Raw genomic sequence first — 20,086 nt, 5'->3', positions numbered from 1 at the left:
TGCGCATGGACCGACCCGCAGCCTCGCCCAATCTGGACGTCTCCGCCGCAGGCGGAGGGGAGCCCGGCGATCTTGCCGAGGACCTGTCCGCAGCGCCGGGCTTCCTCGCCGAAGGCAGCCCGCGCGGCGTACTCGAGACGGCCTTGACGCGCGTGCGCGCGGGGGAGCACGCCGTGCTCGCGCTGGTGCTGGAAACCGATGGCTCCACCTACGCCGGTGCCGGCGACATGGTGCTGTTCTGCAACGGCGGCCAGGTCGGCTGGCTGAGCGGCGGATGCCTGGAGCCCGAGCTCGCGCGACGCGCGGAGCAGGTGGGCGCGGCAGGGCGGGTCGACTGGATCGAGATCGACACCCGCAGTGACGACGACCTGTTGAGCGGGTCCGCGCTCGGCTGCCGCGGCCGGCTGCGGATTGCGCTCCTGCCATTGCGTGCCATGGCAGGCATCGACGACGTCATCGAGGCTTGGTTGCGCGAGGGTGTGTCACTCCAGCGCGACCTTCGTACGTCGGGGCAGGTCATTTTCCGTGCCGGCCATCGCGAGCAGGCATGGCAGCTGCATCCGATGGACGGAGCGCAGTCCTTTGGCGAGGGCGCATGGCATTTGCCGTTGCTCCGGCTTCCGCGGGCCCTGGTGTTGGGAGGCGGTCCCGAAACGCCCTCCCTGGTTCCGTTGCTGCGCGGCCTGGGGTGGCGGGTCAGCGTGGCCGAACGGCGAGCGCGCTGGGCCTCAGCCGGGCAGGGCGCGGATGCGCATCTTCAGGCTAGCCCGGCCGAGGCCCTTCATGGCGACCCGTGCGACGCGGTACTGGTGATGCATCACGATTTCGAACTGGACCGGGAGGCGCTGGTGGCCCTGGCTGATATCAAAGTTGCGTTCATTGGACTGCTGGGTCCGCGGCGAAGGCGCGAGGACCTGTTCAAGCTGCTGACACCGGATCAGCGCCACCGCCTTTCCCCGAGACTTCGATCACCGGTCGGCCTGGACATCGGCGGCCGAGGGCCAGAGGCGATTTCGCTCAGCATCGCCGCGCAGCTGCAGCAATGGCGAAGCGCGCACGGCAGGTGACTGACGGGCATGCGGTCGTCGTGCTGGCTGCGGGCGGGAGCACCCGACTTGGCCAGCCCAAGCAGCTCCTGACCCGGCAGGGCGAAACCCTGGTACATCGCGTGGTGCGGTTGGCGCGCGAGCTCGCGCCAGCGCAGGTGCTGGTCGTGGTGGGCGCGAACGCACAGGCCGTGACATCCAGCATTGCCGGGCTGGAGGCCACTCCGGTAACCAACCACCACTGGGAACGCGGCCTGGCGAGCAGCCTGCAGGTTGCCAGCGCACACCTGCTGCCCACGGTGACTGCGGTGATGGTCGTGGCATGCGACCAGCCCGCAATCGAGCGCTCCCATCTGCAGGCGCTGCTTTCGGGTGCCCGCTCCTCGGCGTCAGGGTGCGCTGGCACCCGTCATGGAGACGCGCTTGGCATTCCTGCAGTAGTGCCGCGTGCATGGTTCAACTCTGCGGGTGCAAGCGGTGACCGCGGCTTTGGAGCGCGCCTGCGGCAACTTCCCGTCGATACGGTGCATGTCCTACAGGCACCGGAACTGGGCCTGGATATCGATACACCAGAAGATCTTGCGCGTGTGCGCGATGCGGGCTGGATCGATGCCGAGGTTGAGTTGCACGATCACGGTGCCAACGCCCGTCGCGCAGATGACTAGCGGCAGAGCCGGAGCCCGAACCCTCGCTGCCCTCAGCCCTGTAGAGTCGAGCCATGCTCGACTACGGCACGCCACATCGCGCCCCATCAGGCACATCACCAGCAAGAATCTGCAGCACCCGATCCAACAGAACAGGCTCCGGCACGTCAGCCAGTACCTGCTCCAGGTAATCCAACGGCTCCAACTGCCATTGGAGGAGCGCCCGCAACCGCACAACGGCAGGCGCCCGCAGCTCCGCGTCCAGTGAGACCTGCAACAGCAGATGTTGCGGGCGCCTCTCCAGCCACAGCACGGGTATGCCTCGGCAATGAACCTGGAACTCGGCATCTCGATGCCGCTCGACGAACTGGAAGCCCTGTTGTGGCCGAGCCTCCGCGAACTGCATGGCTTGGCGGCGCAATTGCAGAAAGCGATCGCCGGGGATGCTGTGGAAACCGATAGGCGAGGGCTTGGGCGGTGCCAGCCACTGCGTCTGTGCCGCAACCACCACCACAAGACAGAGCGCGGTGGCCACCCAGCGCCACCAGGCCACTCAGCCCTCCGGATGCAGTCGGGTACTGGCGTGTGCGGCAAGGCCGATTCCGGCCATGATCAGCCCCTCCATCACGCGCGGGCCAACGTACTGCTCCAGCTCGCCATTTTCGCGGGCGCGCTGCGCGGCCAGCAGAATCTCCAGGACCACGCGAAGCCCGGCCAGCGAGCAATCGGTATCCGCCAAGGCGATGCGTCGGCCCGGCATCTGATGGCGTTCTGGCCACGGTTGACCATCGGAGGCGGCGCCGGAGCCGATGCTGTGCAGCAGGGCGATGAGGGTGTTCGGGTCCAGCGCCGGGCCGTTGGCAGGCGCGTCGTGGATGGGGTGCGGGGCAGGGGAGTGGGGCTGGGTCATGGCGGGGCTCCTTGCGTGCATGCAGAAGCCGCCACCGATAAAGGTGGCGGACGGTGCGAGGTTCGAAACCCGGTCTACGCTAAAACCGGCAGGCACAAGGCCTCCGCGCACCGCCCGCCATAGCCGGCCGACGGATTGCCAGCCGGCACCACCTGATGGGTGATGCCGGCTGGCAAGCGTTTACTTCAGCGTAGAACCGGGGTTTCGAATCCCGACCACCGATGCGCGGTGGCAGGGCAAGGAATACGCGGACCTATGCGTGATGCCAATGCAGTAGGGCTGATGACGTCACTACTTTCAACATTTTCAGAATCGTTGCATACGACGAAACCAAGCTGGAGCCTTGCGCTGCAACGCTATCGACCATGTCGGTGGTGCAGCTCTGCGCGCTGTCGGCATCCGCCCGGTGGGGCTGTGAGCAAGGCGAATGCGACATGCCTGTCCAGCAATGCGCTTCCGATTGCGCGTGACGCGTCACGTTAATACGTGAAATCTGCGAAGCAAAGCGCTGCGTGTCACCATGTGGCGGGGCGGATCATCAGCAAAATGCCCCTTGGTACCTTATGGACACATCGGCCCAAGAAAGTTTTCATGTCTGGCATGACTGACGGGCAGCAACTACGCAACGCGCAATGGGGCAAGGTGTCGCGCCTGTTCAAGCCTGCGTTGATCATTAGCGCGGCGCTGGCGGCAAGCGCAGAAACGCTCTATCGCACAGGGGTATACCCGCGAGCCATCTTCGAGGCGGGCAGCGCTGATGCTCGAACCTGGTTGTATGTGGCATTGATGTACCTGATCGCCTTTCCAGTACTGTTTCTTTGGATGAGGCGACTGCTCGCAGGCTACCCCATGCCATGGAACCCGCCACTCAAGCGCTGGTTGCTGGGCGCGTTCTCCCTGATCCTCTGCAGCGGAATGATCATGCTGCCGGTCATCGTGCTGACTGTTGGAGGCAGCGCTGCAGGTCGCGGCAAAGGGCTGTATCAGCTGTTCACCGGCAGCCTCTTCGGCACATTCCTTGTGGGAACGGTGCTCGCCTACGGAGCGGCCCTGGGTGCATGGCTGCTGTTTATCGGAACCCCCAAGCTGCTCTTCCCCAAGCTGGCCTCGCGCTAGGCCCCTGCCATAGCTTCCTGGAAGTCCCGATGTTCGAGCCTGTCACCTGCTTCCAGGTCGTCAGTAGCCCTTCAACGCCGCCTTGGTCCGTTCCAACCAGGCGGCATTGTGGCTGCGCGCGTGGCGCGACCAGTGCTGGACATCGTCGATGATGCTGGCGAACATGCTGCGGGCTTGCTCCGCCAATACAGCTCAGGTATGCCACCTCGTCCTTGGCGAGGGAGGATGCGTTCGCAGATGCGGCATTGAGCATGACCGTACATGGCCTTAACCACCTAGGCCTCAGCCGCCAACTAAAAATAGAAATTGGACTACTTACTCTTACGCACATTCTGCCAGGTTGACTTTATCCAATCGTAGGGCGACTTCTTGGCTGTGGCGGCAGACGGCATGTAGCCAGCCCAAGACGTCTCACCCACAACCTCAATTACCATGACAGCCTTTTTATTGAAGGCAACCTTTGCCTTGTCGCGGATATCCGATGGCCCCACTTCATCTTTGGTTACCAGAAGCCACATTGGCTCCACCCAATGCCACCATCCAAATTTTTCCGATTTGATCCACGAGTGAAATTCGGCAGCTTCATCTTTCGAAGGTGACTCAACAGTTACGACGAACTTTCTCATTCAGGATCATCCTCTGACGAAGCTTCGATTCTGGCATTCGACTTAACTGGCAGGCGCCTTGAGGAAGCCTGCGGAAGGATGCCCTGACTATCGTCGCCACGATAGGCACTCTCTATCTGCAGCTTCTGCAATGAGAATGTCTCACTGCGAAGTGCGTCAGGGTTTTTAAGGGCGAAATACACATACGCCGCGAGGTACAGCGCCACAGATAAACCCAAGAAGACCCCAAACATTACAGTTAGCCAGTTTGTTCCTGTCACTGACATTGAGCCGATAGCTCCTGCGGCCATCAATGCTATCAACCACGCAAGAGATTTTAGGACGGTCGACCTCGATCCACTTGAAAGAGCTTGACTGAGCAAGTTCCACACCTCGTGAGACATTTAACCCCCTGACAAATATGCGTTGCCACACATGGCGAGTTACTCGAGATTCGGCGAATAGGCATAGCTCCAACCCATTACGGAGCTTTACTGCTACTTTGTAATCATAGCAGTAGAGCGGGGCGAATGGAGGGCACCCAGGTCGCTTCGTAGCCGAGGCGTCCTGCGCACCAGGATCTGCCATCCACGCGCCGATTGAACGGAACGACGCCGATCTGGAGCGATTGCGCGAATCCGACCCATTTGCACTGAAATTGAGCGTCCGCCAGCATCTGGCGAGATTGGCACCAAGAATGGCAAGGAGCAGGCTCTGTTCTTCCGGTCCGGAAATGAGTAGCAGTGGCCCGATCGCACAGCACGTGCATGCGTTGGCGTTCGGGTACTCGTTGCCGGTTAACATTTTCGTGGACTACCAATGGGCCGGGGTAGGGTTGTGTTGCTGGCGTGGCTGGCCTTTCATCAGCAGCAGTACTGGCTACTGGTCCCGGCTTTCGCCGCGATCTGCTGATTCAACGGCACCCTGCGGGCGCTGGCAGCGGCTCCGGTGGCGTTGGGCCTGTCTCGGGTGGAGCCCTGTGCACGACGGGACTTCTACGGCTACTAGGTGGGCCATCTGGCGTGCCTTGGGCTGGTGGCGCTTATACTGCCGCCGTGAGCACCGGCCAATTCCTTGGTGCTCAAGCATCAGGGGGATGCTATGTTCACAAGGATTGCAGCCGGATTGCTGCTGTGTGCACTCGCCGCGCCTGCGGCAGCCCAGCAGATTTACAAGTGCGTTACCAAGGCCGGGACCGAATACCAGTCAACGCCGTGCGTGAACGGTGAGGCGGCCAAGACGTGGGCAGTGGAGGTTGCACCTCGATCTGAGGGCGTCATTGAGAATGAGCGCCGCCTTGACGCTATTCGACAGCAGAATTCAGCGTCTATCGCGCCTCGGTCTGCACCAACGCGGCCCGTCTATCGGAACGGCGGTGGCGGTGCTCGTCTCCACAGCATTTCCCAGTACAAGGATCCGGACGCATGCGAAGCCGCCAAGGCCGAGCGAGAGCGTGTTTTCCGCATGTACGGCTCCAATCGGCCCTATATGGTGGGTCGCCACATGGACGATATGGTCTGGTCGGCCTGCAAATAGCCGACCCTGAAGAGCTCTTCGTATGGGTGAGTGAGAAATGAAAGACATAGACGAACGTCTCGAACACGCTGACGAGCGCGCCAGAGAATTCTTTGCCCGATTCAATCAGCAGAATGAGTACGCGATCCCGCTGCTCCAAGGTCATCTTTACGCCGAGGAGCAACTTGAAACCATCGTTCTTTCAGTTTTCGATCATCCAGATTGCGTGATCGACGCAAGATTGAATTTTTGGACTAAGACGAAGCTCGCGATGGCGGTAGTCGGGGGAGACCCTCAGTTGTGGAAGGCTGTTGAGAAGCTGAATTCTGCCCGAAATGAGCTGGCCCACGGCAGAGACGCTGCCCACTTGGAGCGTAAGATCGATTCTCTCGTCGCAGCTATGCCACTTAGGCGCGTAGAGCAACTACTCAATGCTCAAACGAGACTGGATCGGATGAAGATCTCAGTAGCCCTCATTTGCGGCTCTCTCGCACGCATGGCTGACAACTGCCAGAGAGCATGACTGGGGTGTAGAAGCAGCGCCCCTACGGAAGCGCCTCACATGCGCTGACGGCGTTTCGGCCCCGGTACCGGCAAGGCCACCAGCAGGTGGCCCGGCGTCAGGGCCAGCCATCACCACTGCCGACCGCTGTTTGCGCCGGCTCACCACGTCCCGCAGATTGACCACAGTGGAAGGATGATGGCGAACGCCGACATTGCGATACCGAGGAAAGAAAAGCCGGCCCAAGGGCATGCCGCGATCTCATCCTTGGCCGGGGACTGAGGGCGCAGGCAAGAGCCGGGCCAGAGGCCCAGCCATTGCCAAGCAGAGGACACGAACGCCGCGATAGCCCGATACAGCATTTCGCATAATGTATATTATGTTCAAAGCATCCCCGGGGACGCTGGCGTACCGTTCGCCTCAATCCCCTCGCGGCCTGGCAGCTACGGCTTCCTCCATCGTTCGATCAGGGTCTTATGCATGCCCCAGGCGATCCAGCCGCAGACCAAGCCGCCCCCCCGCGACAATGATCTCTTCCTCTTCAAAGGCGGCTCCATTCAGTCCTTGATAGGTCACGAAAGCCAACGCTCTCAATGACAGCAAGGCAAACAAAGCTGTAGGCGCCCAAAGCAGGACCTTCATCGTTCTCCCGCCTCCAATTGCATCGGCCGGTCACTTGCCCTGACAGGAACGTGATTTCCGCCCGGCGTGACGCGTCACGTTAATGGTCTATGGCAGTCCGCTGCCGCAGGCCCTCTATCTCAACCTGGCGCCCCTTTCTGCACTAGCTCGAAAGCAGCCCCTTCGCCAGAAGCGTGATTCGGGTCGCCGCATTGAGGTCGTACGCACCCAGATCCTTCGGTTCCACCCAGGCATGGGCATCAAACTCTTCGTTGATCGTAACGTCACGGTTCAGTGCTTCGCAGTCGAAGATCAGGTAGATCATGTGGATCTGCTCGCTGGAACCGTCCGGATAGAGCTTGGTGCGGATGTCGTCGCGGAAGGTCCATGGTTGAACGGCATCGATCTGCAGCGCGTGCCCCAGCTCTTCGCGGATCTCCCGGCGCAGGCCTTCCTCGATGCGTTCGGCGGGCTCCAGCCCGCCGCCGGACAGTCCCCATTGGCCTGGGAATGCACCACGGTCCAACGGCATGCGGCACAGCAGATAGGCGCCCTGGTTCTGGATCAGCGGGCATACGATGACGCGTTGTCTCACAGGGTCTTCCTTGGATGTTGGGCAGATGACGGAAGGATTGTATGAAACCCCGCGGCATCCCGATGGGTTGCAATTGATTTAGCGTGGCAGGTCACAACGAATCTGCGCGACGCGCCGGCTTCACACCCTGCCGCCGGTCACTTCGCAATAGTGCGGGGGTCCTCGTTGTTCGAGTGGTTCATGTCCCCTCCTCCTGCGCCCGTACATCACCTGCCCTGGCGACGGCGCATTGCCATCTACATCCTGCTGGGCTTGTATGTTGCCTACCTCCTGGCCGGCAACATCTTCCTCAACACCCCGCTGTTCGACCAGGTCACCAACCGCAAGCCGCACAAGTTCGTGATGACTACCGGCCCAGCCGTCACCTTGCTGCCCGGCCACGTGATCGCCTGGAACGTGCACATGCGCGGCCACGTCAACCACACCGTCTACGTGCTGCATGCCGACCGGGCAAGCGCCAGGCTGGCAGTCCTGCCGCTGTTCCAGCGCGAAGTTCGGGTTCCGCGCCTGCAGGCCACGGGCGTATCGGCCGAGATCAGCCGTGTTGAAGAGGCCATCCCGCCGCCCCCGCGCAGCGACCAGGGCTGGACGCTGCGTTTCGATGCCATCCACAGCGACAGCATCCGCAGCGCCCGTTTCGGCAAGCTGCTGATCATCGGCAAGGGTCAGGGCACGGTCGGCTTCGTCAAGCAGCTACGCGGCGGTCCTTCGGAACTGCTGGATTCAACCGTCACGTTCAAGGGGGCGGACACCAGCTTCGATGGCGTGCAGCTGCTGGGTGACATGAACCTGGCTGCACGCTTCAGCTACCCGCGCCATTACCGGGACCAGGCACCTGGGCTCGCCAAACTGAAGATACTGCATGCCCAGCTGGATGTTGATGCACGCAGCCAGGGCCTGCGCATGGATACGGATGCCACCACCCCGAAGATCTCCAGCGCACCGGTGCCGGGCCACCTGCAGCTCTCGGCACACCTGATCGCCGGCCAGCTGCAGCCCGGCGACCACGCTCTATGGCAGGTGCCGCTCTATCTTGGGGACGGCGCTCCCGATCGCGGCGTGCTGGCCCTTCAGCTCAATGTGGCCAATGACCTGCGCCTGCAGGCACGCCTGCCAGCCCGACCCGGCTCGGGCAGCGAAGTGGATGCGGACCTGCACGTCACCGGTCGTGACATTCCCTTCCAGGATCCGGCGCAGTTGCTGGAGCGAAGTTCCGGCACGGTGCGCGGCGAATGGACGTTCACCTCGCTCAACTGGATCCCTGCCCTGTTCGTCCGCAAGCCGTGGCTGCAACTGGACGGTGGCGGCACGCTGAAGGCCGACCTGCGGCTGCGCAATGGCGAGCTGAGCGAAGGCAGCACGGTGGACATTCCCTCTGCCGAAGCAGTCGCCGAGGTCGCCGGCGTCCGGCTTGCCGGTACCGCCAGCGCGCATGGGGAACTGAAGGCGGGCTCTCCCAACCAGGCCCTGCTTGCCGTCCGCCTCCCCCGCTTCACCGCGCGTCCCACCGATGCCAAGGACGTTCGGCTGTTCGATGGTCGTGATCTGGCGCTGGATCTGACCGGCGACGGTCGCCTGCAGGAGCTGCGCAAGGGCGTGCGCGCGCACCTGAGCTTCAGCGAAGCCACCATTCCAGATCTGTCGGCCTACAACCGTTATCTCGGTTCAAAACAGGTGCGCCTGCTGCGCGGCACCGGCTCACTCAGCGGTGATGCCACCCTCGATACCGATGGCCGCGTTGGCCATGGCACGGCCCGGCTGTTGGGGCGCAACGCCAGTGCCAAGGTGGCGGGGCTGGACATGGGCGGCGACGTCGACGTGAACGCTACGCTGCGCCGTGGCGACTTCAACCAGCGCCACTTTGATCTGTCCGGCACCACGGTCGAGCTACGCAACGTGCAGGTGGCGGGTACGGAGCGCGCAACCGCCTGGAAAGGCCGCGCGGCCTTCAAACGTGGCCGTATCGATGCGCAGTCGCCATTCCAGGTGGATGCCACCACGGATCTGGATCTCAGCGATGCCCGTCCGTTGCTCGCGCTGTTCGCAGAGCGCACCGACTACCCACGCTGGACGCTGTCCCTCCTCGATTCCGGTCAGGTGCAGGCACAGGCGACGCTGCGCTGGCGCCCTGGCCATCTGGTCATCGATGGACTGCAGGCCGAGAATGATCGCCTGTCGGTACGCGCGCGGCTGGATCTTCTGGAACAGCGCAAACGCGGCGATCTCTACCTGCGCTGGGGACTGCTGGGTGCGGGCATCGAGCTGGACGGTGACCGGCGCCAATGGCATCTGTCCAAGGCACGTGAGTGGTTTGATCAACAGCCTTCCCTGCTGCCGGCAAGCCAGGGCACGAGCGCCGCCGGCTCTTCAGACTGAGAAGGCCCGCAGCCTGCATCCATTCGCGGCCTCTGCGCGTACACGGGATCATGCGCATCAGGGATGCTGGACGGTATGAAGCGGAGTATGAAGCGGAGTTCGCAGGTTTTCGGGCTGCTGGGATGGGTGGCGATCACCTTCGTCGCGGCCGCCCTGGGCGCGTGGGCGTCCACATCCGCAGCCAGCTTCTACGCCACCCTCGATCTTCCCCCGTGGGCACCACAGGCCAGTGTCTTTGGTCCGGTGTGGACCCTGCTCTACGCCATGATGGCGATTGCCGCGTGGCTGGTGTGGCGCGAACGCGGCTGGCGCGGGGCACGACCGGCGCTGATGCTCTACCTGGTGCAGCTTGCCGTCAATGCGCTGTGGAGCTGGCTGTTCTTCGGCTGGAAGCTGGGCGCCCTGGCCTTCGTTGACATTCTTGTATTGATTGCGCTGGTTTGCGCAGCGATCGTCGCGTTTGCGCGCATCCGTCCGACTGCGGCGGCGCTGCTGCTTCCCTATCTGGCCTGGATCTCGTTCGCCTCGGCGCTCAACTTCGCGGTATGGCGAGCCAATCCCGGGCTGCTGTGATCTCCGCCGCTTACGCCTGGGCAACGGCCTGCGGGCGCCAGGTCCGCAGCAGGGCCGGCTTGAACGCCTGCTGCCCGCAGCCGGTAGGGCATCGCACCACCCGCGCCGCAGTATGGCTGACCAGGCCCTGCCCTTCTTCGGCCTTGAAGATCGTCTCGCAGGACAGGCAGCGGGCAACCAGCGAATACAGGTGCAGCAGCCGGCCACTGGCCGGGTCCTGCAGCGCATCCACATCCAGCAGTTCAAACTGGCAGCTGTCAGCCAGCATGCGGTACGGGGACAGGGGCGCGGGCTGCAGGTTCACGGGGCGGTCGCTCAGGGAAGTGGATCCACTCTAGGCAATGATCTGTCGAGCTGATGTGCAGCGTAGATGTATTCTTCGCGAAAACCTCAAGTGCTCGACCTCGTCCCTACATGAAGAATTCAGCTTGGACAGAAGCACGCTTCATACGCATACACTGGTAGGCGAATGCACGATTTTGCTTCACCATTGATGGGTACCGGATGTACCACTGGGCCTTCCAGCCATCCACGAATGATGAGTCCCGCCCTTGATGCCTTCTGCTGAGTCCGCGCACGACACTGCCTTGTCCAGTTGCGCGCGCGAACCGATCCACACCCCCGGCGCGATCCAGCCCTACGGTGTGCTTCTGGTCGTTGAACCGCAGTCCCTGCAGGTGCGCGAGCGCGCCATCAGCCAGCCCGGGCTGCTGCTGCAGTTCGGCGAACCGTTGATGCGGCACGTCAGTGAGGTGTTCGGCGGCGTGCTGGCGCCGTTCCAAGGCTTGTTCCAGCAGGCCGTGATCGGCAGCAGTGCCCATGTCGGTGCCGTGCATCTGGATGGCCACGGCCGGCATCAGCTGCTGGTGCACCGTTCCGCCACCGATCTGCTGGTCGAGCTGGAAGCACCGGTTCCGGGCCAGCCCGGCTCGCTGGAAGAGCTGTATCCGGCCATCCGCGAGCTGATGGCCGGCATCGAGTCGGCCAGCACCGTGGAAGATCTCTGCCAGCTGGCTGCCGCGCACATGCGCCGGCTCACCGGCTTCGACCGCACCCTGGTCTACCAGTTCGATGCTGGCTGGAACGGTGTCGTGGTGGCCGAGGATGGCAACGGCCTGTTGCCGTCCTACCTGGACCTGCGCTTCCCCGAATCGGATATTCCAGCACAGGCGCGCGAACTCTACCGCCGCAACCGGGTGCGCCTGATCGCGGACAACAGCTACACCCCGGCCCCGCTGATGCGGACCGAGGATCAACGCGACGCGCCGCCCACCGACCTGAGCATGGCGGTGCTGCGCAGCGTCTCGCCGGTGCACCTGCGCTACATGCGCAACATGGGGACCGGCGCGTCGATGTCGGTATCTCTGGTGCATGAAGGCCGCTTGTGGGGCCTGGTGTCCTGCCACACCGTGCAGCCACGCCGCCTGCCCTACCACGTGCGCACTGCCTGCGAGTTCATGGGCCAGATCCTGTCGCTGCAGATTGCGTTGAAGGAGCGAGCGCGTGCGATCGAAGAGCGCGTTGCCCGTCGTTCCATACTGGTCAAGCTACTGGGTCGCATGGCCGGCGACGAGGACTTCATGGCGGCCCTGCGCCAGGACGAGGCCAGCCTGCTGTCGCTGACCGGCGCGGCCGGCGCGGCGATCGTGCACAAGGGCGATTGCCTGCGTGTTGGCCAGTGCCCTTCCTCCAGCGACGTGCTGGCCCTGGCGAACTGGCTGGCCACGCAGCAGGCCGGCCAGGAAACCTACTGCACCGATCACCTGGCAGCCGACTGGTCGCCTGCCGCGCACCTCGCCGACGTCGCCAGTGGCCTGCTGGCGGTGTCCATTTCGCAGTTGCATGACAGTTACCTGATGTGGTTCCGCCCGGAAGTGGTGCGCACCGTGCGCTGGGGTGGCGATCCCCGCAAGGAAGCAGCACCGGGCGTGGCGCTGTCCCCGCGCAACTCGTTCGAGGCCTGGAAGGAGACCGTGCAGCAGCGCAGCCTGCCGTGGAGCGACGCTGACTGCGACGCGGCACACGAGATGCGCACGGCCATCGTCGATATCGTGTTGCGCAAGGCCGAGGAAATGGCCGAACTGAACGAGCAGCTGCTCCGCAGCAACAAGGAACTGGAAGCCTTCTCCTATTCGGTCAGCCACGACTTGCGCGCTCCCTTCCGTCACATTGTCGGCTATTCCGAGCTGCTGGGCAGCTCGGCGGGCGAACGCCTGAACGATACCGAGCGCCGCTTCCTGGACACGATCGTGGAATCGGCCAAGTCCGCCGGCACGCTGGTGGATGACCTGCTCAGCTTCTCGCAGATGGGACGCTCCACGCTGGGGCGTGTGCGGCTGGACATGACCGCGCTGGCCGAGGATGTGCGCCGGAGCCTGGCCCTGGACTACACCGGCCGCGACGTGCAGTGGACGCTCGCACCGCTGCCGGAGGTTGAAGCCGATCCGACGATGCTGCGCCTGGTCTGGCAGAACCTGCTGGCCAACGCGATCAAGTTCACCCGCGAGCGCGAACATGCAGTGATCGAGGTTGGTCACGAGCGAAACGACGAGGAAGACCACTTCTTCGTGCGCGACAACGGCTGCGGCTTCGACATGCGCTACGTGGACAAGCTGTTCGGCGTGTTCCAGCGCCTGCACCACGTCGAAGAGTTCGAAGGCACCGGCATCGGCCTGGCCAATGTCCGCCGCATCATCGGCCGCCATGGCGGCCGCACCTGGGCCGAGGGCGAGCCCGGCAAGGGCGCGACCATTCACTTCACCCTACCCCGCTCCACAGGAGAACACCCATGAGGGACCTGCGGCCGATCCTCCTGGTAGAGGACAGCCCCAAGGATGCAGAGCTGACGATGGCCGCGCTTGAGCGCTGCCAGCTGTTGAACGATGTCATCCATGTACGCGACGGCGCCGAAGCGCTGGATTACCTGCGCTGCGAAGGCAAGTTCGCCGGTGCCATGCACGGCGGCCCGGTGGTGGTGCTGCTGGACCTGAAGCTGCCCAAAGTCAATGGCTTGGAGGTACTGGAGCAGGTCCGTGGCGACCCGTACCTGAGCAGCACCCCGGTTGTGATGCTGACCTCTTCGCGCGAGGAGCAGGATCTGGTGCGCAGTTACGAACTGGGCGTCAACGCATTCGTGGTCAAGCCGGTCGACTTCAAGGAGTTCTTTGACGCCATCCAAGGACTGGGCATGTTCTGGGGCATCACCAACCAGCCACCACCGCACCGGCCCAGCGGCTCGGGGCAGCACAATGCGTGATGGATCGCGCCGCAGCGAGCGCCTGCGCATCCTCATGCTGGAGGACAGCGCGCTTGATGCGGAGCTGATCACCGCACAGCTGCGGCGTGCCGGCCTGGAGTTCGAGGTCGAGCGCCTGTGGACGCGCAATGCGTTCATCGAGGCCATCGACAGCCGTGCGTTCGACGTGATCCTCGCCGACCACGTGCTGCCCGGATTCGATGGCGATGCGGCCCTCGCACTGGCACGCGAGCGGATTCCGCAGACCCCTTTCATCTTCGTCTCCGGCACGCTGACCGAAGAGCTGGCGGTGCAGGCGCTGACCCGTGGCGCGCGCGACTATGTAGTCAAGCAGCGCCTGCAGCGCCTGCCGGATGCGATCCGTCGCGCCCGTCAGGAAGCCCATGAGCGCAACCAGCTGCTTCATGCGCAGGCTGCGCTGAATGAGAGCCAGGCGCAGCTGCAGCAGGTGACGGATGCCGTACCCGCGCTGATCGCCCAGCTCGACAACGCGCATCGCTACCGGTTCGCCAACAAGGCGTTCCTGGACTGGCATGGATTCAGCCTGGCCGAGTTGCTGGGCCGGACAGCGCGCGATGTCAGCGGCATTTCCGCCTTCGAACACGCCCTGCCGAGCCTGGAACGGGTGCTGCAGGGCGAACGCACCAGCTTCCAGGTCGAACTGGTGCACCGCAGCGGCCAATCACGATTCGTGCAGATGGACTGCGTGCCGGAGCATGCGGCCGATGGCAGCGTGGCCGGCTACATCTGCCTGGGTAGCGACGTCTCGCAGCTGAAACAGGCCGAGCTGGCCCTGCGCGAGGACAACCAGCTGCTCGAGCAGCAGGTGCAGGCGCGCACGGCCGAGTTGCGCGCCAGCAAGCGGCGCCTGCAGGCGATCTTCGAATCCAGCTTCCAGCATCAGATGCTGCTGGATCTGTCCGGGCGCGTGGTGGATGCCAATGACGCGTCACTGGCCGCAGTACTGGCGGACAAGAAGGACGTCGTTGGCCAACGCTTCGGTGAATCGCTCTGGTTCGCCACAACCGATGGCATCGGCGCGCTGATCGATCGGGCCGTCGCTGCAGCCGTGCAGGGCCGGAGTTCGCTGCATTCACTGGAGCTGGAACTCCCGACCGGGCCGCGCAGCTTCGATTTTTCGTTCCGTCCGCTGCTGGATGCCGAAGGCGTGGTCACCGCCGTGGTCTCCGAGGCCGTGGAAACCACGGCGCGCCTCCAGGCCGAACACGCACTGCGCCAATCACAGAAGATCGAGGCGGTCGGCCAGCTCACCGGCGGCATCGCGCATGATTTCAACAACATCCTGACGGTCATCTCCGGCAACATCGAGCACGCCATGCTGCTGAACGAGCGCGCGGGCGAAGCCGGAGCGACGGTCAGCCGCGCCCTGGACAACGCGCTGAAGGGTGTCGGGCGTGCCGCCAGCCTGACCCAGCGCCTGCTGGCGTTTGCCCGACGCCAGCCGCTGCACAGCCAGGCCGCCAACCTCCACGAGCGCCTGCTGGACATGCACGACATGCTGCAGCGTGCACTGGGTGAGCTGGTGCAGCTGGAGATCCGCAGCGCCGAGGACATCTGGTGCGTGGAGATCGACATCAGCCAGCTGGAGGCCTCCGTACTGAACCTGGCGGTGAATGCCCGCGATGCGATGCCGCACGGCGGCCGGCTGGTGATCGAGGTCGACAACAGCCACCTCGACCACGACTACGCTGCCCTGTTCCCGGATGCAACACCAGGCCAGTACGTGATGTTGCGGGTGCGCGACAACGGCCATGGCATGGACGCGGCCACCCTGGCCCGCGTGTTCGAACCGTTCTTCACCACCAAGCAGGTCGGCCGCGGCACCGGGCTGGGACTGTCGATGGTACATGGGTTCGTCAAACAGTCCGGCGGCCACGTGCTGATCGATTCGGTGGAAGGCGGCGGCACCAGCATCACCATGATGTTCCCGCGCTCGCCGCTGGCCCTGCCCCGCGAAGCACACATCCCGCAGACCGGCCTGGCCGGCTACTCATCGCGCGAGGAAACCATCCTGGTGGCCGAGGACAACGACGATGTCCGCGCCCACACGGTGGATTCGCTGCGGCTGCTCGGCTACCGCGTGCTGGAAGCCCACGACGGCCCCTCCGCACTGCGGTTGCTGGAGCGCCCCGATACCAGGGTGGACCTGCTGTTTTCGGACGTGGTGATGCCCGGCATGTCGGGCTGGGAACTGGTCCGTCAAGTCCGCGAACGCTGGCCGGAAGTGGCCGTCCTGTTCACGTCGGGCTATCCACGTGCCCACGATCAGGCGGGGAGCCAGGGACGCGCGGTTGCCCTGCTGCCGAAGCCGTTTACGCGAAGTGACCTGGCGCTGGCGGTACGCACTGCGCTGGAGGCCGCGCCACACTGAGCTCAGGAGGCCGGGTCGCCTGCGCCAGCGGCGATCCGGTTGATGTCCGCGCACTCCACCGTGGCCGGCGGATGCTCCCTGCCGGCCAGTGCAATCATCGCCTGACCGAGAGCCAGATTGCTGGTCATCAGCGATGGCGCAATCGCGCTGGCCAGCTTCATCAACGGCGCACCGCTCCAGTACAGGGGCTTCAACAGGGCATGACGGGTGCCGGTGCCCGGGACCGGCCTGACACCGCCCGGGCGCAGCATCACGGTGCGCACCGGCAGGCCCTGCAATGCGACCTCGGTCTCGCCCTTGATCGTCAACGGCATCAGCCGGCTCCGAGGGTCCGCGCCGGCACCGGATACATACAAAAAGCACCCTTCGGGATTCGCAGCCGCCCAGGCACGGGCCACCGCCAGGGTGGTATCCAGGGTCACGCGTCGGTACTCGGCCTCTGCCGTGCCAACCGGAGGCGCCCCGGCACAGTAGAAGCAGGCATCGAACCCGGCCAGTTCATCCGACCGGTCCTGGATACGCAGGAAGTCCGGAACGATCAGTTCGCTGCCGGCGCCGCTCAGACTTCCCGGATGGCGGACCAGCGCTGTCAGGCCGGACACCTGTGGTGAGCGTTGGCAGGCCAGCGCCACACCCTGCCCGACCAGGCCTGCGGCACCGGTCAACAGAATCCGTAATGCGCCCGTCCCGGCCATCGTCATCCCCGCTAGAGTTTCACGAAACGCTGGATCTTCCGCGCCAGCCAGCCACTGAACACCAGCGGCGCATCCAGCGATGACACGCAGATGCAGGGGACACCGGGCGCGGTCACCGGTTGATGTTCCACGTCTTCGTCCAGATCTGCCACGTCACCCGGTGCGAACAGCCCCAGCGCATCGTTGTAAGAACCCCGCAGGATCTGGGTCAGTTCGCTGCGGCCATGGCTGTGCATGGGCAGGCATTTGCCCGGGGCGATCTTCAGCATGATCAGCGAAGGCATCTGCTCTGCACGGATGCAGTGCACGCCCGGCGCCATCCAGCGCCAGCGCAGGTCGCTGAGCGAGGCGCCGAAGTACGGATGCAGCGATGCAGGCAGACGGTCCGGATTGGCCTCGGGGCGCTCCTTCGGCACGGGGCGTGCGACCCCAGCCATGGGCACCGGCGCCTCCGTGGCCAGCTGCATCAGCATTGCCTCGCGCAGTTGTTCGCGTCGCGTCTCCGCTGCAGGTGGTTGGGTCTGCTCCAGCAGCACCGAGCCGATCGCTTCGGCGTCACGCAGGCGCTGACGGCAATGCGGGCACTGCTCCAGATGGGCACCGGCGACGATGCTCAACGGCGCCGGCAGCGCGCCGGCGGCATAGCTCATCAGGGTCGATTCGTGCAGATGGTGGTGCGGATTCACAGCGCACCTCCCACTTTGGCCTGAAGCTGCAGAAAGGCGCGGCGCAGGTGCGATTTGACCGTTCCCAGCGGCATGCCCAGCGCCTCTGCGATCTCGCTGTGGCTCTTGGCCTCGAAATAGGACATCCGCACCAGCCGCGCCTGTACCGCGGGCAGTTCGTTGATGCGCTGACGCAGACGTGCCTGGTCGGCGAACTGCTCGGCACTGCTGCGCTCGATCACATCCAGTGTGGCAGCGTCCTCCACCGCTGCCTGCACCTGCATCCAGCTGCGCTCGCGACGGATGCGATCGATATGCAGGTTTCGCGCAATCCGGTACAGCCACGTACTGAGGGCGCCTTGGGCTGCGTCGTAGTCGGCGGCCCGCAGCCACAGGCGCAGCAGGCATTCCTGGGCCAGTTCCTCGGCGACGCCGTCGGGTGCACCCAGGCCGCGCAGGTACACGCACAGCCGCGGCATGAAGTAGTCATAGATCCGCATGAAACAGTCGCGGTCGCGCAGGCGCGCCACGCCGTCCATGTCACCGGCCCAGTTCGTCGGCTCGCTGCTCGGCTGCTGGGAACTGGACACGGTGCGTGCGCTATCGAAGTTGAGGAGTGTGCTGGCGGCGTCAGGGTACATCCGGGTTCGCGGCGGGCGGGTGAAGGTCTGTCCTCTGTACGCGCAGGGGCAGCAATTGGATGCAGACGGCACGACGCATCCAACCGGCCGCCCCCGCCGTATGACCTGGGCCCTCCTCTTCCGGATGAAGACCCATGCGCACTGCCTGGCTGCTGCTGTGCCTGCCCCAAGCCGCGCTGGCGGCACCCTGGTTGCGAAGCGAGGGCGTGGCCACCTCCGCGCAGGGCGACCTCCTCTACCGTGAAGTGCACTGGCGACGCGAGGCAACGGAGGGCGCCGAGCGCTGGGTGCTGTACCAGTGCCCGGATGGCCAACCCTTCGCCCGCAAGCATCTGCCCGCCAGCGCCCGCCCACAGGCACGGGGATATTCGCTGGAGGACCGCCGCAGCGGCCAGACCGCCGAGGTCGACGCCGCTGGCGACTCGGTGTCGATTGCATGGAAGGAGGATGCCGCCAGTGAGCTGCGCAGGCGCCGGCTTGAACAGCCGGCGGACGCGGTGATCGATGCGGGGTTTGATGCCGCAGTACGCCTGCACTGGCCGGCGCTGCTGCGCGGCGAGCGCATCACACTGCCGTTCCTGGTGCCTGCACGCCAGCGCTACTTCCCGGTGCAGGTGCGGCGCATCGGCCCGGTACGCTGGCAGGGCATCGACGCCCAGGCCATCGAGGTCAGCCTGGACACCTGGTACGGCGGCATCGCGCCGCGCCTGGCCCTGGTCTACGCCACGGCCGACCGTCGCCTGCTGGAGTTCCGCGGCACCAGCAATCTGCGCGATGCGCGCGGCACTTATCCGCAGGTGACGGTACGCTTCCGCTCGCCAGCTGCCGAGCGACCGGCAGGTGACTGGCAACAGGCGTGGGCGCAGCCCCTGGCCGAGCGTTGCGCCGTGACGCCCAGGTGAAGCGAAATTCAGTTCGAAGTGGCGCATCCATTGCGCACCCTGCTGCGTAAAGGAAGACACGACACCCGCCGAGATCCGCCATGGCCTCTGTAGCGCCCCTCCCCCGTCGACGCTGGCGCCTGCTGCGTACGTTGCAGCGGTGGGTGGATACCAGCAACGCCACAGAGACCACCGGCGAACAGCCAGGACGCATCGACTGGGTGCGCGCGGTACCCTTTGCACTGATGCACCTGGCCTGCATCGCGGTGATCTGGGTGGGCGTGTCATGGACGGCGGTCGTCGTGGCCACGGCGCTCTACGCCGTGCGCATGTTCGCCATCACGGCGTTCTATCACCGCTACTTCTCGCACCGCACCTTCCAGGCATCGCGTCCGGTGCAGTTCGTGTTCGCAGTCATCGGCGCGTCCAGCGTGCAGCGCGGCCCGCTGTGGTGGGCCGCCCATCATCGCCACCACCATCGGCATGCCGACCAGCCACGGGACCCGCATTCGCCGCGCGAAGGCGGCTTCTGGCGCAGCCACATGGGCTGGTTCCTCACCCGCGAGGCATTCGCGACCGATCTGTCGCGGGTACCTGACCTGGCGCGCTTCCCCGAACTGCGCTGGCTCGACCGTTTCGATACCGCCATTCCCGTGCTGCTGGCCGTCGGACTGTATGCATTGGGTGCAGCACTGGAACGCTGGGCGCCTGGCCTGCACACCACGGGCCCGCAATTGCTGGTGTGGGGCTTCTTCATCTCCACCATCGTGCTGTTCCACGCCACCGTCACCATCAATTCGCTGGCCCACCGTTTCGGCCGCCGCCGCTTCGAGACCCGCGACGACAGCCGCAACAACCTGTGGCTGGCGCTGCTCACCTTCGGTGAGGGCTGGCACAACAACCATCACTTTTTCCCCGGCACCGTGCGCCAGGGCTTCCGCTGGTGGGAGGTGGACCTGACCTGGTACGGACTGCGCGCGATGGCGGCGCTGGGCCTGGTCAAAGGGCTCAAGCCCATCCCCGGGTGGGTTCTGGCCAAGGCGAGGTACTGAG

At 64.7% G+C, this 20,086-nt stretch carries 22 protein-coding genes; 12 read left to right on the top strand and 10 right to left on the bottom strand.

All coding sequences use genetic code 11. From position 1 onward, the window contains the following. Window positions 1–5: 5 nt before the first annotated feature. Both AC5P9L_RS11180 and AC5P9L_RS11175 read left to right on the top strand, forming a co-directional pair. Entirely contained in the window at window positions 6–1,067 is a 1,062-nt protein-coding gene (locus AC5P9L_RS11180; RefSeq protein ID WP_279915496.1) for an XdhC family protein, read from the top strand. Then, window positions 1,043–1,711 (top strand): nucleotidyltransferase family protein, encoded by a 669-nt coding sequence (locus AC5P9L_RS11175; protein WP_279915495.1) that lies wholly within the window; start codon window positions 1,043–1,045, stop codon window positions 1,709–1,711. The genes AC5P9L_RS11180 and AC5P9L_RS11175 overlap by 25 nt, the downstream gene beginning before the upstream one ends. A 61-nt stretch (window positions 1,712–1,772) precedes the next feature. Here AC5P9L_RS11175 and AC5P9L_RS11170 read toward each other — a convergent pair whose 3' ends face one another. Together AC5P9L_RS11170 and AC5P9L_RS11165 are read right to left on the bottom strand one after the other, a co-directional pair. Next, window positions 1,773–2,225 carry a hypothetical protein gene (locus tag AC5P9L_RS11170; protein WP_279915494.1) on the bottom strand — a complete coding sequence of 151 codons (453 nt, stop codon included), beginning with the start codon at window positions 2,223–2,225 and terminating at the stop codon, window positions 1,773–1,775. Window positions 2,226–2,243: 18 nt separating this feature from the next. Beyond that, a complete protein-coding gene (locus AC5P9L_RS11165) occupies window positions 2,244–2,600 on the bottom strand; it encodes a hypothetical protein (protein WP_049439588.1) in 357 nt (118 codons plus the stop codon). Window positions 2,601–3,191: 591 nt separating this feature from the next. Between AC5P9L_RS11165 and AC5P9L_RS11160 the strand changes: the two genes are divergently transcribed. Next, entirely contained in the window at window positions 3,192–3,716 is a 525-nt protein-coding gene (locus tag AC5P9L_RS11160; RefSeq protein WP_164261149.1) for a transporter, read from the top strand. A gap of 311 nt (window positions 3,717–4,027) precedes the next feature. Here AC5P9L_RS11160 and AC5P9L_RS11155 read toward each other — a convergent pair whose 3' ends face one another. Further along, window positions 4,028–4,342 carry a hypothetical protein gene (locus tag AC5P9L_RS11155; protein ID WP_262221736.1) on the bottom strand — a complete coding sequence of 105 codons (315 nt, stop codon included), beginning with the start codon at window positions 4,340–4,342 and terminating at the stop codon, window positions 4,028–4,030. Continuing rightward, window positions 4,339–4,632 carry a hypothetical protein gene (locus AC5P9L_RS11150; protein WP_262221735.1) on the bottom strand — a complete coding sequence of 98 codons (294 nt, stop codon included), beginning with the start codon at window positions 4,630–4,632 and terminating at the stop codon, window positions 4,339–4,341. Before AC5P9L_RS11150 ends, AC5P9L_RS11155 begins: the two co-directional genes overlap by 4 nt. Before the next feature lie 790 nt (window positions 4,633–5,422). Here AC5P9L_RS11150 and AC5P9L_RS11145 point away from each other — a divergent pair. Both AC5P9L_RS11145 and AC5P9L_RS11140 read left to right on the top strand, forming a co-directional pair. Then, window positions 5,423–5,857 (top strand): DUF4124 domain-containing protein, encoded by a 435-nt coding sequence (locus AC5P9L_RS11145; RefSeq protein ID WP_032954165.1) that lies wholly within the window; start codon window positions 5,423–5,425, stop codon window positions 5,855–5,857. 37 nt (window positions 5,858–5,894) lie between these two features. Continuing rightward, on the top strand, window positions 5,895–6,359 hold the full coding sequence (locus tag AC5P9L_RS11140; protein ID WP_005416536.1) for a hypothetical protein: 465 nt from the start codon (window positions 5,895–5,897) through the stop codon (window positions 6,357–6,359). A 453-nt stretch (window positions 6,360–6,812) separates the two neighbouring features. Here AC5P9L_RS11140 and AC5P9L_RS11135 read toward each other — a convergent pair whose 3' ends face one another. Together AC5P9L_RS11135 and nudI are read right to left on the bottom strand one after the other, a co-directional pair. Then, entirely contained in the window at window positions 6,813–6,980 is a 168-nt protein-coding gene (locus AC5P9L_RS11135) for a hypothetical protein (RefSeq protein WP_157803269.1), read from the bottom strand. A 142-nt stretch (window positions 6,981–7,122) separates the two neighbouring features. Then, window positions 7,123–7,554 carry a nucleoside triphosphatase NudI gene (nudI, locus tag AC5P9L_RS11130; RefSeq protein ID WP_043033528.1) on the bottom strand — a complete coding sequence of 144 codons (432 nt, stop codon included), beginning with the start codon at window positions 7,552–7,554 and terminating at the stop codon, window positions 7,123–7,125. A gap of 180 nt (window positions 7,555–7,734) precedes the next feature. On the opposite strand from nudI, the gene AC5P9L_RS11125 reads away from it, so the two are divergent. After that, entirely contained in the window at window positions 7,735–9,930 is a 2,196-nt protein-coding gene (locus AC5P9L_RS11125) for an AsmA family protein (protein ID WP_043033620.1), read from the top strand. Between the two features lie 87 nt (window positions 9,931–10,017). Beyond that, complete coding sequence (locus AC5P9L_RS11120; protein WP_043033530.1) at window positions 10,018–10,503, top strand: TspO/MBR family protein; 486 nt, start codon at window positions 10,018–10,020, stop codon at window positions 10,501–10,503. A 10-nt stretch (window positions 10,504–10,513) separates the two neighbouring features. On the opposite strand, the gene AC5P9L_RS11115 is transcribed toward AC5P9L_RS11120, so the two are convergent. Continuing rightward, window positions 10,514–10,807, bottom strand: coding sequence for a hypothetical protein (locus AC5P9L_RS11115; protein WP_033835164.1), 294 nt, complete (start codon window positions 10,805–10,807; stop codon window positions 10,514–10,516). A 250-nt stretch (window positions 10,808–11,057) separates the two neighbouring features. Between AC5P9L_RS11115 and AC5P9L_RS11110 the strand changes: the two genes are divergently transcribed. The 3 genes from AC5P9L_RS11110 to AC5P9L_RS11100 are packed head-to-tail and all read left to right on the top strand — an operon-like array spanning window position 11,058 to window position 16,151. Further along, on the top strand, window positions 11,058–13,295 hold the full coding sequence (locus AC5P9L_RS11110; protein WP_099473160.1) for an ATP-binding protein: 2,238 nt from the start codon (window positions 11,058–11,060) through the stop codon (window positions 13,293–13,295). Continuing rightward, window positions 13,292–13,759 (top strand): response regulator, encoded by a 468-nt coding sequence (locus AC5P9L_RS11105; RefSeq protein WP_019659676.1) that lies wholly within the window; start codon window positions 13,292–13,294, stop codon window positions 13,757–13,759. The genes AC5P9L_RS11110 and AC5P9L_RS11105 overlap by 4 nt, the downstream gene beginning before the upstream one ends. Then, window positions 13,752–16,151, top strand: coding sequence for a response regulator (locus AC5P9L_RS11100; protein ID WP_495230617.1), 2,400 nt, complete (start codon window positions 13,752–13,754; stop codon window positions 16,149–16,151). The genes AC5P9L_RS11105 and AC5P9L_RS11100 overlap by 8 nt, the downstream gene beginning before the upstream one ends. Window positions 16,152–16,153: 2 nt before the next feature. Here AC5P9L_RS11100 and AC5P9L_RS11095 read toward each other — a convergent pair whose 3' ends face one another. From AC5P9L_RS11095 to AC5P9L_RS11085, 3 genes are read right to left on the bottom strand one after another with little or no spacing between them, the layout of a single operon-like run. Continuing rightward, window positions 16,154–16,846, bottom strand: coding sequence for a Rossmann-fold NAD(P)-binding domain-containing protein (locus AC5P9L_RS11095; RefSeq protein WP_099473174.1), 693 nt, complete (start codon window positions 16,844–16,846; stop codon window positions 16,154–16,156). 11 nt (window positions 16,847–16,857) lie between these two features. After that, entirely contained in the window at window positions 16,858–17,532 is a 675-nt protein-coding gene (locus AC5P9L_RS11090) for a ChrR family anti-sigma-E factor (protein WP_279915493.1), read from the bottom strand. Further along, the gene (locus tag AC5P9L_RS11085; RefSeq protein WP_005409629.1) at window positions 17,529–18,152 is read right to left on the bottom strand and encodes a sigma-70 family RNA polymerase sigma factor; all 624 of its coding nucleotides are present in this window, start codon (window positions 18,150–18,152) and stop codon (window positions 17,529–17,531) included. The genes AC5P9L_RS11090 and AC5P9L_RS11085 overlap by 4 nt, the downstream gene beginning before the upstream one ends. Window positions 18,153–18,286: 134 nt before the next feature. Here AC5P9L_RS11085 and AC5P9L_RS11080 point away from each other — a divergent pair, with 134 nt between their 5' ends. Then, complete coding sequence (locus AC5P9L_RS11080) at window positions 18,287–19,054, top strand: hypothetical protein (protein WP_049430556.1); 768 nt, start codon at window positions 18,287–18,289, stop codon at window positions 19,052–19,054. 80 nt (window positions 19,055–19,134) lie between these two features. Next, window positions 19,135–20,085, top strand: a complete 951-nt coding sequence (locus AC5P9L_RS11075; RefSeq protein WP_111193284.1) for an acyl-CoA desaturase — start codon at window positions 19,135–19,137, stop codon at window positions 20,083–20,085. The last annotated feature ends 1 nt before the right edge of the window (window position 20,086 follow it).

The organism is Stenotrophomonas sp. YJH_SMC_64 (genome assembly GCF_059371375.1).
The sequence above is the reverse complement of the archived record's forward strand: the minus strand, read 5'-3'. Positions and strand labels throughout refer to the sequence as shown.